Source organism: Sporosarcina beigongshangi, from assembly GCF_033485195.1.
Classification (GTDB): Bacteria; Bacillota; Bacilli; order Bacillales_A; family Planococcaceae; genus Sporosarcina; species Sporosarcina beigongshangi.
On the sequence record NZ_JAWLIR010000016.1, the window covers coordinates 65680 to 80106 of the forward strand.

At 36.6% G+C, this 14427-nt stretch carries 11 protein-coding genes; 1 reads left to right on the plus strand and 10 read right to left on the minus strand.

The genetic code is table 11. The features are described 5' to 3' along the window. Positions 1 to 9: 9 nt before the first annotated feature. Complete coding sequence (locus R2B77_RS09495) at positions 10 to 1371, minus strand: sensor histidine kinase (RefSeq protein WP_203247665.1); 1362 nt, start codon at positions 1369 to 1371, stop codon at positions 10 to 12. A 220-nt stretch (positions 1372 to 1591) separates the two neighbouring features. Between R2B77_RS09495 and resA the strand changes: the two genes are divergently transcribed. Then, positions 1592 to 2128 (plus strand): thiol-disulfide oxidoreductase ResA, encoded by a 537-nt coding sequence (gene resA / locus R2B77_RS09500; protein WP_203247664.1) that lies wholly within the window; start codon positions 1592 to 1594, stop codon positions 2126 to 2128. Positions 2129 to 2680: 552 nt separating this feature from the next. Here resA and R2B77_RS09505 read toward each other — a convergent pair. The 9 genes from R2B77_RS09505 to R2B77_RS09545 form a co-directional block, all read right to left on the minus strand. Next, positions 2681 to 4501, minus strand: a complete 1821-nt coding sequence (locus R2B77_RS09505) for a TnsD family Tn7-like transposition protein (RefSeq protein ID WP_203247663.1) — start codon at positions 4499 to 4501, stop codon at positions 2681 to 2683. A gap of 14 nt (positions 4502 to 4515) precedes the next feature. Beyond that, positions 4516 to 6153 carry an ATP-binding protein gene (locus R2B77_RS09510; protein WP_203247662.1) on the minus strand — a complete coding sequence of 546 codons (1638 nt, stop codon included), beginning with the start codon at positions 6151 to 6153 and terminating at the stop codon, positions 4516 to 4518. Then, positions 6146 to 8296 (minus strand): Mu transposase C-terminal domain-containing protein, encoded by a 2151-nt coding sequence (locus R2B77_RS09515; protein WP_203247661.1) that lies wholly within the window; start codon positions 8294 to 8296, stop codon positions 6146 to 6148. Before R2B77_RS09515 ends, R2B77_RS09510 begins: the two co-directional genes overlap by 8 nt. Continuing rightward, positions 8277 to 9113: a TnsA endonuclease N-terminal domain-containing protein gene (locus R2B77_RS09520; protein ID WP_203247660.1), complete on the minus strand. Its 837-nt coding sequence runs from the start codon at positions 9111 to 9113 to the stop codon at positions 8277 to 8279. Before R2B77_RS09520 ends, R2B77_RS09515 begins: the two co-directional genes overlap by 20 nt. Before the next feature lie 215 nt (positions 9114 to 9328). Continuing rightward, positions 9329 to 11131 (minus strand): glutamine--fructose-6-phosphate transaminase (isomerizing), encoded by a 1803-nt coding sequence (gene glmS / locus R2B77_RS09525; RefSeq protein WP_203247659.1) that lies wholly within the window; start codon positions 11129 to 11131, stop codon positions 9329 to 9331. Between the two features lie 572 nt (positions 11132 to 11703). Beyond that, a complete protein-coding gene (locus R2B77_RS09530; RefSeq protein WP_203247658.1) occupies positions 11704 to 12402 on the minus strand; it encodes a copper homeostasis protein CutC in 699 nt (232 codons plus the stop codon). A gap of 39 nt (positions 12403 to 12441) precedes the next feature. Next, positions 12442 to 12909: a GNAT family N-acetyltransferase gene (locus R2B77_RS09535; protein WP_203247657.1), complete on the minus strand. Its 468-nt coding sequence runs from the start codon at positions 12907 to 12909 to the stop codon at positions 12442 to 12444. Positions 12910 to 13067: 158 nt separating this feature from the next. Beyond that, the gene (locus R2B77_RS09540) at positions 13068 to 14054 is read right to left on the minus strand and encodes a YecA family protein (protein ID WP_203247656.1); all 987 of its coding nucleotides are present in this window, start codon (positions 14052 to 14054) and stop codon (positions 13068 to 13070) included. Between the two features lie 191 nt (positions 14055 to 14245). Continuing rightward, positions 14246 to 14401: a DUF1540 domain-containing protein gene (locus R2B77_RS09545; protein WP_203247655.1), complete on the minus strand. Its 156-nt coding sequence runs from the start codon at positions 14399 to 14401 to the stop codon at positions 14246 to 14248. Positions 14402 to 14427 lie beyond the last annotated feature (26 nt).

Consider the following 14427-nt stretch of genomic DNA (forward strand, 5'->3'; position numbering starts at 1 on the left):
CTTACCGATTTATATCTTTATCGTGAATAGGCTCCCTTTTCCCGACTCACTTTTTACTTTTATCGTTCCTCCATGTGCTTCCACCAATTCTTTTACAATCGCTAGACCAAGACCAGATCCGCCATAGGTTCTGGAACGGGATTTTTCAACTCTAAAAAGCTTTTCAAAAATCAGATCGATTTGTTCTGCTGGAATTCCAATCCCTTCATCTTTGACAGAAATGAGAGTTCGTTGGTTTTCCATGGAAATTTCCACCTTTACCGTTGTATTTTGCTCTGAATACTTTAAAGCATTATCCAATAGATTCAGTACAATCTGTTCCAGTCGTAGTGGATCTGCATCGATTTGAAAATTCTCTGTACATATCACATTCAACTTTACATTTTTCAAATCAAAAGAAGGAACGACAAGACGATAAATATCTTCAATAAATTGTTGGGCTGAGAAATGCATCTTAGATACAGTGAACGTCATTTCATCCATTTTCGCCAAGTCCATTAAGTTTTTCACGAGATCTTTCATCCGATTTGATTCTTCTTCAATAATCGTTAGATAACTATTTCTTTCCTTTTCAGTCAGCTCAGGTCTCATCGCGACTTTTAAATACCCTATTAAATAAGTGATCGGAGTACTTAATTCATGGGAGATGGATGCAAGAAACTCATTACGCTCCTTTTTCATCCTTTCCAAATCGGTTGCCAACTTCCGAATTGCGACTGATAATTCGCCAAGCTCGTCATTCCCCCCTGCCGGAAGGCTTACATTGAATTTCCCTTCACTTAATTTCTCCGTCGCTTCTTTCATGCGTATCAATGGTCGTGTAAGAAATTTGGATAGAATCGAATAGATGACAAAAAGGATGATGATAATTGCTCCCCCCGCCAAACTGAAGTGAAAGTTCAGTTTCCCAACCAACCGTTCAATTGGGGCGCTGCTTTGGAACATCAAAACAAATCCTGTTCTATCCTCATCTATCTCATATGGATGGGCGCTTACGATATATGGCGAATCTTCCCAATCCGTCATGACAACTCGATCATTTTGAATAGTGGAGTTTTGTAGGAAAGACAAGGAAGGCATTAGATTTTCTAATTTTTTATCCGAACTCTGGATAACCTCACCGTTCTTTCCAGTAATGATAACGCCTCTGTCCCCTTCAGCTTCCATTAAAACAATGTGCGTGATTGTTTCAGCTGAATAATGGTCTATTAGAACATTTCGGTGGTTCGAACCACTCGCTAATAAGCGGGCATATTCTTCATCCACTCTTGTATGAATGATATTTTGGTGTAAATACATCATCAGCACTGTTTCCAGTACGAGGAAAGAAACGATAAAGTAAGCAGCCAGTTTTTTCGAAATCTTATTCATACCAGTTCGTACTCCTCTCCTCATGCAATTAGTATAGAAAAAAATTGTGGAAAATGTATGCAGACGTAAGTCAAATCAAGGAGTTCACTTGAATTCATGACTTCTTTGTGTCTGCATACTTTTTTCATAAATCTTCGGTATAGTAGTGGTTATAATCATAACGAAGACATCCCAGGCGTGCGATTGGTGTCCTGAAGGGTCTCGAAAGGGGCATATAATAATGAATGACAAAAAAAGGAACCGTTTTATTACCCGTATCATAATATTGTCCGTTCTGGCGGCAGCCATTGTCTTTACAATATACACAAGTGTGACAAAAGAGAAATATGATGTTTTAGAGGTCGGTGATTATGCTCCAGACTTTGCGCTTGTTGATTTGGATGGGATAGAACATCAGTTATCAGAGTATAAGGGACAAGGGGTCTTTTTAAACTTTTGGGGTACTTGGTGTGCTCCTTGTAAAAAGGAAATGCCTGCCATGGGGCGTCAGTATGAGGTATATAAAGATCAAGGAGTTCAAATATTAGCTGTAAATATTGCTGAATCTGATTTGAAAGTCCAGGCATTCGTCGAACAATATGGCATGACGTTTCCGACCTTAATTGATACAACAAAAAGTGTAATGCAGGCGTATAATGTCAAACCTTTGCCTACCACCTTACTTATCAACCCGGAAGGTAAGATTGAAAAAATAATAACAGGGGAAATGTCGGAAAACGATATTAAAGGTTATATGGAGCAGATTAAACCCGGTTAACTACCTTTATTTCGGTATTGTCAGTTAAAGACTAGTAAATAATAACAAAAGGGGATTTATTTTCTTTATTTCTCGATTTTCAAAACAGTTAGAAATAAAAAAATCGTTTTCAGGAGAAATGAACCCCTTGAAAACGATTTTTTTATACGCAGCTTTATAGTAAAATAACCGACAATAATATCGGTAGTCAGTTTCTAGCTTAAATTTGTGATTTACTAACCATCTAACTGATTTTGTTAGGCTTTTAAAATTTTTTTACTCCTTTTGAAGGTGCAATTGGGACCAACTATAATGTCAAATTACCAATTATAATGTAACTAGACAGCAGTTAAAGATCTAAACGCTGTTACCCAAATTTAGAACTGGAACTTATTGAATACAGCAAATATGATTTTCGCGCTCCTTCCTTGCCTTGTACAGTGCAAATCTACGATACTGAATAGGGAGCCCAACACTGAAAAATTCCCTTTTGGGTTAAAGTAAATATGATTACAACAGTACTGTCCTTAATTGAATCTACAGTGTATGCAACTTTACGGATTAGACATTGCATTATTTTAAGTAATGTAATATTTCATCTGCCAAACTGGGATAAAATTCACTCTTCAGACCGGCTCTACGCATTATTTTCCATACTTCAAGTTTCTCATCCGCTAACTGGTTCACCGCCCATTTAATTCGTCTTTTTTGAAAATCCTCTACGGTTTCTTTGACGGTATCAATGAATTCCATTGTCAATGGCAGCCTATCTGCTTTTTTCTCCAAAAGGGATTTCTGATTAATCGCTTTTCCAATACTACTTACAGTTATTCTAACAGGCTTTTCTTTAGAGTATAAATCTTTTAATGCTTTTTTTACTTCATCCAGTACTTGGAGATCCCTATTTATCCAATCTCCTCTGTTGGTAGTAATAACATTTACATTAGTAACTGGCGAATTATTTTTCAACCATTCCTTATCATTCCTATAAATCCGCATGTAAATTGCTGGATTCTTTTTTCTGAGTTCAGTTTTTGATAATGATGGATAATGTTTTATTAAGTCTAGCCATTGTTGCTTTGAATTACATGTCGTGATAATTTTCACACCAATAGGTTTATTTTTTCGAGGCTTAGAATACTTAATGATTGTGTTGATATCAACCTTTAGTATTTTTGAACATGCACGATAACTCAACTTTTCTTTTTCAACTAATTGTTGTAGTTCTTCCAACCATATTTCGCCGAATTCTTTAATACGTCCTATTTTTGTTTTGTCACCTGGCATTTCATCAGGTCCTCTACGGGAATAAACAAAGCCACATGTACAGGAAAAGGTGCCAACTGGTCTTTTAGTATCTTTGCACCATGTCACCTTTAAATTTAATAGAACAGGCATAAGATAGTGATTTGCCGCGGGATTTAAACATAAATATGGACCTTCACCAAATGGATGATATAACTTATTTGCATTTTGATAAATTGTATCTACTGATTCACCTAAAAAGTGGATTAATAATAAGTGCCTTACTGGATGAAATGATTTTCTGTGTTTTCTGGTTATAGCTTTCAACCAACACTTTCCATCAACACCGCATGGTAATGATTGCATCATTTCTAAAAATTCTATTCCAAAAAAGTTAATAAAATCTTCTCTTAATTTAATTTGATTAGTTGTTCCTTTAGATTTCATATATCCCTTTTTCCGCAAAAGATAATGGTAAATTCCAAATAATTTTATCTGGTCGAAGTCATAATTTTTGATTGTTACTTTATAACTTTCCTCACCAATTATGTAAAACCATAAACTTTTGAGCTTTATGAAATCATGTTCATACTTAGTTTGGCAATTTTCAATACTAGGATGGGAAAGTATTGAATTATCTGGTCTAATCTTTACTTTACTATCCGCTAATGGAACTTCATGTTCAAGACAAACAAATACACTGGGTAATTGATGATATGTTCGCCAATAAGTTTCCCCATTTTTTTGTATATCTATTTTTAGACATTCAGGACAATATCGAAAAAATAGGGGTTCTTTTATAGTAGTCGCCATTTGACCAGTTAAATAATGTAATTTATTTTCTCCATCACCATTTACCATATAAAACCTAACAGCCTGTTTAATATTTTTAGTGTTAAAATTTGTATAATAATTATATAAAGTGTGATTATTAATCCAATCGTCGATGTTTACTTTATGAAATTGACCAACCCTGCATACTAACGCCCTTAACTTAGTTGTTAAGTCGGGAATAATATACGCATTACTTTCTCCAAATAAATCCATTGTAGATTCCTTAAGGGTTCCGTTCCCCGAACGATGGTGATATCTACTCAGCATGCTATATATGAGTTCATCTTTATATATAGTTGGAAAATAAGCTAACATATTTTAAATCGCTCCTAACTTATAAAGTCATTGAAAGGATTCTTTATATACCCCTTATCCATTAATGCCTCATAAGCGGACTTTTTATTCTTTTTCCCATTTTCAATTATTATTTGTAATTTATTATTTGCTGGTTTGTTTTTGATATTTCTTTTACTTTGTTTTTTTTCGTCCATCCTATCTATATACTGAATTACTTCTATCATTAATTCCTTGATTGTTAAATCGGGAGATTTTTTCATTACATACTTAGTTGCATTTTCCGCAATTTCCGCATCTATCCCCATACTAACTAAAGATATAATTAGTTTTTCTTGATTTGTAACTTCTTTCATTAACCCAGTTTGTTTAATTTTTTCTTTCTTGATTTGTGCTTGTTGTTTAATATCTATAATCGGAATTCGATTTTCTATATATTCTTCGATATCCATGGGAATAATATCTTCATATTTAGCGATTTCACTTACATTCCCCGATTCAAGGGCATCCAACAAGGGTCGCATAATCATTAAATCCTCTTTTGCAACCTTTCTAATTAATTGAGGTGTTACTTTTTCCATACCACTTTCAATAGCCCTTGATTGTGCCAGTATAAATAGTTTAATTGCGACATCTATAATTGCCTGACTTTCTTTGTATATGATTTCGTTCATTTCTTCGTTAAGCTCCACTGATTCCTTAGTCCATAGATAGTCCCACATACTAGTGATAAGAACATTCCAATTGTCATCTTTATTCATTTGTTGCCAAACCATATCACCTTGTCCACTACTTCTGCGGGCTTGCCTAAAATCCTTTTGCAATAAAGCCTTTGCCTTCATTGTTCCTATAAACATAACTGGAATACCAATTTCATTAACCAACGTTACAAAGAAGTTCATCATCGGCTCAGATGCACTCCCTTTTGCAGATAATAAATGCTGAATTTCATCGATAATTAAGACTCCAATTGAATGTAAACGTGCAATTTGCCCCATTCTTATTACCATAGAACTTATTGAGTTAATTTTCCTACCGTACCGCTCATAATAATTTGTCCCAATCAACATATCTATTTTTTGAAAGAAGTTCATGCATAGTGTTTTCAACGAACCATCATGAGGACAATTTAACTTAAGCCAAACAATTTGAATAATATTTATTGGATGCTGATGTAATATCACTTGAGGATACAGAGAGACTATCCTTTCAATTGCAGACGTTTTACCGATTCCTGGAAATCCTATTAGTGTAAAACTTGAAGCCGATGTACGAATATCTGGAGATAATACAAGTTCATCCTTATTTATCAATTTATCGTGTAGTTCATTCAGAACTTGAATATGCTGCTTTTGTAATGGATTCCTATTCACATAGCCATATCGAATAAGTCGGGAAAACCTCTGCTCTAACTCCAAAGTTTGCCCTATTGGCTGAAAAAATTGGGTCAAACGCAATAAAGCGTGATAACGATGTTGTATAGATAAATTTCTTTCATTCTTATGATACGGGGGTAAAAAACTTAGTTGGTCAAATGCCTCTTCCCTGGATAAAATGAATGGTAATGCTTCTATAAGCGGATTTCCTTTATAGTCAATTAACCCTTGTTCCTGATACATAGCTACTGGAACTTCTATTCCACTGTCTAATACCACGGTTTTAGATTTATTCATTTTTTTCCCCTCTTTTTTTATTAAATAAATCCATAATCGACTGATTTTTGAGTTCACTATTATTTTCACTAACATCATTAAATTCAATTGTTTCTTCTTCGTAATTTTCATTGGCCATTGTCAGATGAAAGGCTTCTTTACTCCGTTGAAGTGTTTTTTCAATTTGTCTATTCTCGCGAATACTTTTGGTTTTTTGCGCTTTAGTTAACATTCTAGTTTGGGTTTCATTCGCACTTTTTATTGAATTCTCAACTATTGATTCAATGCTGCTATATAAGTTAATTTCCTCTTGAAGCAGATTATGTGCCTCGTTTTTAAAATTATTTCCTTCAGTATCTATTAGTTGTTCAACTTCTTCGATTATCTTGTCTTTATATCTATCTTGGTGTTCTAAAAGCGAACACAGTTCAAACAGATTCTCATTTTGGGTATGAATATAGATATTATTCACATTCCGCGGATCATAAGATATATCGACTTTCCAACTCCTCTTATTTCTAGCAACTATAAACCATGATTCTTTTATGGCAGTCTCGCAACTATATAGCATTCCTTTAAATCTAATCCCTTTAGGGGTGACGGTTGCCTTATCCCTTGGCATCAGGTAAAATCTAACCGTATCGGTATCCGCTTTTCTTAACTTTCCAGCCCTATTTCTAATTCCCCATTTCCAAATCTCATTTGGTGTTGGTTTAACGTCAGCTTCAATCATGGATACATCCCTTGGATAATCTTTCATATAGTAATTTTTGTTGTAATGCAGAATGAAATTGATGATAATTTTTGTATATTGCTCCAGTGTTAATTTTGCTTGTAACCTATAATCTTCGGCACCCCTTTCCCCAAAATCAGTTTGTATATATCCAGGCAAAAATGGTTTAATCTTTTCTTGTGAGGTATCAAATAACTTTTCGACTATACCTTTCCAATCGGGACGAAATGATGGGTTGTTTTCAATTGAAACATTCAGTCCATTTATTATATTGTTAACCTGATAGCCCTCTAATTCACCCCTATCACCTACTATAATTTCCGGCAAATGTGCTGATGGCCACCATTCATTAGTTATTTCGATACCATATTTACTACAAAACTCGACCTTATCGGTTGTTGCGTTTTCAATTGCCATCATCATCCCCGCCCATGAGGGTCCTTCTAGTCCAATATATGTTCCAGTGATCATATGCGTAAAAACATCAACAACAAAGTAAATAATGGGTCTACCAATTATCCAATCCGATTTATAGCTAGAAATAAGATACAGATTACCAATTGTTGCATCAATTTGGTATCTTGATCCCGGTCCAATGGTCTCGTATGTAGATGAACCGAGCACTTGTCTGTGATCACGTTCAAACTTCTTTTTCCCCTGGCGATTAACTATTGTTTGCTTAATACCAAATTCCTTGTTATACCAATATCTAAATTGGCGAATTGTAGGTATTTTGTTTTCATCTTCTATTACAACATGTTTTACACCATTTTCATAACGAACTTGGTAAGCATAAAATTCTTTAATCATCATTTTATATGCGTATGCCATGGAGTTTTTTTTATCACTAAAGTAATATTTTTTTATTGCCTTTTTGAAGATTTCCCTGGTCTCTTCTGTAACATTAATTCCAATACTATTACTTTTTCGTGGGACCCCCCTCTTTAAATCACTACTTTTTTTATTTATATTCCTACCTCCGGAGTTACTGTAGTCTGGTATAAGACAATTAATAGTCTTTCCTTTTTGCCAATATCTTCTTAAATACTTATATGCAGTACTTTTGGTACAAACATTCTCCTCAACAAGTTTTTTAATATATTGCCCACGCTCCTTTTGTCTATATATAGATGGTTCATCTTGTACCAAATCTTTAATAATGTTCCATGAATTATCCCTATACATTAACTCCTTATCAGTTAAATCTAAATTGTATAACGCGGTAGCAGAATTATCGTAATCTAGTTTGGTATATGTTTTATCTATCAATCCCTGACTAATTTCTTTTACACCAAGTACAAAGGGTAACGCTTTTTTATCCTCTATATCAATTGCATATGAAAAAAAATTATTTTCATCAATCCAAAGTAATCTAAAGGTTTTATCAGAATCCATATCCTTAATTAGTTCATTAACTGCCAATATAATCAAAATAATCCACCCCACTAACATTCATCTTCAGTTCTTTAATAGTTAAATTACTTGCAGTAATTATTTCTTCCATATCGACTGAAATCAATTTCCTAGCTACAAAGTGTCTTATATAGGATAATGCTGAACCAATTTCTATGTTATAATCTGCATCAAATTGATTACAAACATCTAATAAATTTTCATCATTCCCGCGTTTATTTGTCAATATATTCAGAAAAATCAACGCGTATTTTTCATCCTCTTTATCATCTAAATAAAAGTACTTATGGGCCCATAAGATATTTCTCGAAAAATTTTTAGGTAACTCTTTTTCGGTTACAATCCCCCAATTTATACCTTTTGACATCCAATACTCTCTTTCAATTTCAAATTTTTCAACGACCCTTTTATCTTCCAAAGATTCACTAGGTTTCACAGTTCGCGCAATATATTCTATATGATCACCTTGGTTTACCGTAACAAAAAAATCTGTCGTCATTACGATAAAAGTATCCGTAATATTATTTATTGAATGTTTGATCCCTTTCGCTTCGGCAATAGAAATTGTTTCTTCCCGATTTAAGGGAAATTGTTCCCTAATATCGATTACACTGGGTTCCCATTCTAATAAGAGGAAAAGATCCCTTTCCAAATTCGAGAGAAATTCATGTTGCCTTTTCGTTTTCCATCCTACAAAACGTGACGCATTTCCATTCGTTGAAAAATCTTGTATTTTCAGCCACGGGATATATTCTGACAACTCTCCTTTTCCTCTTCCTTCTTTTATATACCGTGCAATTTTTTCCTCTGTCCAACTGTTCCTCCGTTTTGCCATAACAAAATCCCCCCTTTACCCCATATAAAAAAATCGTATTTAAAAGGATACCCTTTTAAATACGATTTTACACTTTTTTTAGTTACTATATATCTTTTTCGCCCAGTATACATCTTTTTTGTCCAGTATACATCTTTTTTGTCCGGTATACATCTTTTTTGTCCAGTATACATCTTTTTTGTAACTTAACAGCTATAGTCCTCCTGCACCAAACCTCATTCCACCGTAACTGACTTCGCCAAATTCCTCGGCTTATCAACGTCACAGCCCTTTTGAAGTGCTGCGTAGTAACTAATAAGTTGCATAGGAATTACTGCTACAAGTGGTGCAAGCAACTCATGGACTCTTGGTAGTACAAAGCGATCGCCCTCCTCTTCCAGCCCTTCCATTGATAGAATGCATGGAATAGCTCCTCTGGCAACGACTTCTTTGACATTTCCACGGATATTGGGGCTTACGGCTTGTTGTGTAGCTAATGCAACAACAGGGGTGCCTTGTTCGATCAGGGCAATCGTCCCATGCTTTAATTCTCCACCAGCAAAGCCTTCTGCTTGAATATAGGAAATTTCTTTGACCTTTAGTGCGCCTTCCAAGCTTACGTAGAAATCGAGACTTCTGCCGATGAAGAACGCATTTCGTGACACAGCTAAAAATTCATGTGCGATTTGTGCCAGCTCTTCTTTTGAATCTACAAGTGTTTGAATGGCATTTGCGACAATGGCTAGCTCTTTTTTCAACTCAAAATCTACCGCTTTTCCACGTCCTTGTGCAACCACATCAGCGACTATCGCTAGAACAGCTACTTGGGCAGTATAGGCTTTTGTCGACGCTACCGCAATTTCTGGACCTGCGTGTAGCAGTAATGTATGGTCTGCTTCACGAGAAAGTGTCGACCCTGGAACGTTAGTTAGCGTGATTGTCGGATGGCCTAGTGCTTTCATTTTCACTAATACTTGGCGGCTGTCTGCAGTTTCGCCTGATTGAGTAATGAATAAAAACAAAGGTTTTTCCGACAGCAAAGGCATGTTATAGCCAAACTCGCTTGAAATATGCACTTCTACTGGAATGCCAGCTATTTTTTCAAAATAATGCTTGCCAATCAAACCCGCATGATAGCTAGTACCTGCCGCAATAATATATAAACGGTCTGCTTCCTTACACGCATTGACAATAGCGGCGTCCACTGACAGTTCGCCTTGCTCATTTTCATACATTTGAATAATCTTCCGAATAACACCTGGCTGTTCGTCTATTTCCTTCAGCATGAAATGAGGATAGGTCCCCTTTTCAATGTCGCTCATATCAAGCTCGGCTACATATGGATCGCGTGCTATTTTCGCACCATCCAATGTCATAATATCAATCGTGTCTTGGCGAACAATGACGACTTCCTGATCATGTAGTTCTACATAGCGGTCTGTCACTTGCAGCATCGCCATTGCGTCAGAGGCCACAACATTGAAGTTTTCGCCCAGGCCAATTAGCAACGGACTTCTATTTTTTGCAACAAATATAGTGTTTGCTGCTTCAGCATCCAACATGGCAATCGCATAGGAACCATGCAGTAAGGCTAACGTATGGCGGAAAGCCACTTCCGTTGTCATTCCGCCTGCGACGAATGTTTCTATCAGCTGCACGATAACTTCTGTATCTGTATCAGAGCTCATTGAAACATCTTGCAAATATTGCTTTTGTAAAGAACTATAATTCTCAATCACACCATTATGCACAAGGGTAAATCGGCTTGATGCACTTTGATGAGGATGTGCATTTGTTTGATTGGGAACGCCGTGGGTTGCCCAACGTGTGTGACCAATGCCCGTTGACGCTAAAATAGCTGTATCTACGGCTGCACGTAGGTCTGCAATGCGTCCCTTTTCCTTTATAACCGTGATGCCTTGTTCATTGCGAAGCGCGATGCCAGCTGAATCATAGCCACGGTACTCTAATTTTTCAAGTCCCTTTAACAAGATTTCCTTTGCATCTACTGATCCAATATAACCAACAATTCCACACATGTCGTTTCCTCCGATGTTTGCAAAATTAGCAACACTTAACTACACCCCAGCTACATGAGCGAAGTGTACTTGCATATTACTTAAGAACTTTGCCTTTTTGCTTCTTTGTCCGTTCGATTACTCAAACGATTTGCTAGCAAAAATTACAACCGGGCAATTGCGATCGGGAGGCTTCCGCCGAAGATTCGATACTCCTCCACCTCGTCTGCTGAAAATAGATAGCTTCCGATTTTTTCAGCACTGGCGCTTTAACTGTTTTCCGATTTATGTGTAACGCGTATTGTTCACTCCCTTCCACGCGGTGATCATTAGGCTTTTCATTCAAAGCAGTTACGGATCAACTTTATTATCTTACTGAACTTGTTATTTCCTTGTCAATAAATAACAAGAAAAAAAGAACACAAGAGGATTCCCTTCGAATTTTTGCCACACTTATTACAATATGCAGCATCAAAATAACATGACAATAGTGGAGGACATTTCTTACCGCACATCCTTTACAACACAAAAATACCAGATCAACAGCAATTTGCTATGATCTGGTATTGTTAAACCGCCTATGTGTCTTTTCCTTACGATTCACCCAACTGCATAAGCTCACTTTTCACCCCAGCAATAACCGCCTCATCAATCGGATACATGAAGCTTCGATTCACGCGAACAGCCGAGCCAAAATGAACCTCTTCCAACCCTGTTACCCTCACCAATGTAGATAACGTTTCAGGGCTCATGCCATTACCCGCCAAAATACGAACTGAAGTATTACGGGACTTATCCACCAATTTTTTCAACTGTTCAGCTGCTTCTGGCGCGGGCGCTTGCCCACCAGAAGTTAAAATCCGTTGAATTTGCGGGAAACTAGCAATAACTTCTAACGCCTCCAGCTGATTAGCGATATCGTCAAATGCGCGATGGAAGGTGACTTTCATTCCCCCTGCCTCTGTCAATAAACGTGATAAAGCTCTCGTATTGACTTCGTTATCCTCATTCAATACACCAATTACAATACCCGCAGCTCCCGCCTGCTTAATATACCTAATATCTGCGAGCATGACAGTTAAATCACTTTCGTCATATTGAAAAGTTCTGCTATGTGGTCGAACAATAACATGGACCGGAATACTAACCGCTTCCACAACAGCTTCCACCAAACCTAAACTCGGCGTTAGCCCGCCTTCAGACAAGGCTGCGCAAAGCTCCAACCGATCTGCACCACTTCGCTCCGCAGCAATCGCATCTGCTACACTCGTTGCAATAATTTCTAACATCATTTTATTTACCTCCTATGAATTAAAAACACTATATGAACCCTACAAATAATAGCTCAATACAATTAATTCTCCTCTTCGCCCCATCGCTCGAACACCTTTGTCGACAAACCCACATTTCGCATACAAAGCTTGCGCTGGCTTATTTCTTACATTGACAGCTAGAATAATTTCATTAATCCCTGCAAAATGTTCAGTGACAAATTCCGGCACAAGCGATAATGCTTGCTGCGCATACCCCTTACGCTGGTGATGAAAATCGGTTGAAAAAGTTCTGATTAGTATTGCATTCGCATTCTCTGAGTAAGGCTCTACGCCCTCGCATGTATGTAAAGCAAAAAATGTAACTAGCTGGTCGTTTTCTAGTACTAAGATGGGGTAGTGATTATCTTCCGCCTTTGAAAACTCAATTGATTCCTTCGGTATGCCTGTGAACTGAAGCTGTTCATCCGTTAATAGATATGTTTCGATATGTTTATCAAACTCTGGCTGATAAAAATGTAGTTTCATATCCTTTTATCCTTTCAAAAGGTTTTTCATATTATTATATCAGCAATTATCGGATTAATCTTGAAATACATTTATAAAAAAAGGATTTCGAAGTTCCTTTTCGATATAATAAAAATCCCACTCAACTGAATTGCTCCAGTAAGTGAGATGTTTTCTATTTATTCCTTGCTTGCGTAATACCCATTTAGATCATTATAGTATTTATTCAAAGTAGAGGTAGAAACTTCAAACCACTCTGCAATTTCTTTAATAGTCAATGGTAGCGGCTCAAATAATCCATTTTCCTGACCAAAACGAATCGCTCCAGCTGCAATCGCTACTTCTTTACGAGCACTCGGCTGTTGCTCCACCAAATAATCTTCCAATACTTCTACTAACTTTTCAGACTTCCGCTCATTCTTCTCTAAAAAATCGATGACTTCGAGTAGGACACCTGCCTCAAAATTGGTAAATTCTCCTCCACCATAGCCATCTTCACCAAGCAGTTGCCAAAATGCAATACCGTTTTCTTTTAAAAATATTGAAACGGGGTTTTGTTGTACTTCAAACTGCTTCGCAAACTGTTTAAATACTTGTTGATGGTCTGTTGGGAAGAATAGTAAACTCGATATTGCTAAATAATGATTTTCCTTTGCCGTTCCATCTGGCAAGATGAAGCAATAGAGATGCACCCCTACTGGGACTGGTTTCTCACTTTCACGTCTTAACTGGATAGTTTCATCCTCGAAAATACTTTTTACAGTTAGATAGACCTCATCTACTGCAACGACTTCTCCGATGAAAGCACGTGGATGGCTCCAAGTTTCTAAAATATTTACAACTGAGGGACGAAGTGCTTTTTTACGTTGCTTTTCTAAATAGCCCGTCCAAATCTCTGGTCTATGATGGAAAAAGAATTCATCTACTGCAATCGCTTCAATCATTTCTTCTAATAAATAGGTCTGTAGCGACTCTTTCCACTTGTTCGCTACTTGCAAGTACTCTCCTACGTCACGTCTTTCAGGATACTCTTCATAGAAAACTTGCAAAATACGCTCCAACTCTTCTACCTTCACTTCTTCTATTGACAATGCCGCTTTCGATTCACAGCATTTTTTATACTTCTTGCCACTGCCACACGGGCATGGCTCGTTACGTCCTACCACAAAAACACGTCCTTTAATTAGTACATTCTTTATGATTATACATGATTCATAAGGGGTTAGACATATTTTTAAGTCATCTTAAACAGTCACAATATTCATCATTCTACTTTATTAAAAAATAATTCAACAAAAAACTCCTTCTACGACTAGCTTTCGTAGAAGGAGCATTGTTGGGGCATGAATGGTGACCCTTAGTCCCTCGGTACAAATGTTTTACAATCCGTTTCTTCACTACTTGTTGCCTTTTTACCTTTTTGGCTGACGACATAAATAGATTTTGCACTGCATTTGTCCCCAGCACTCCAAAACTTACAATTATTCACTTCGCAAAGGATTTCTTGAGCCATCGTATCACACCTCCTTGTAGATAGGA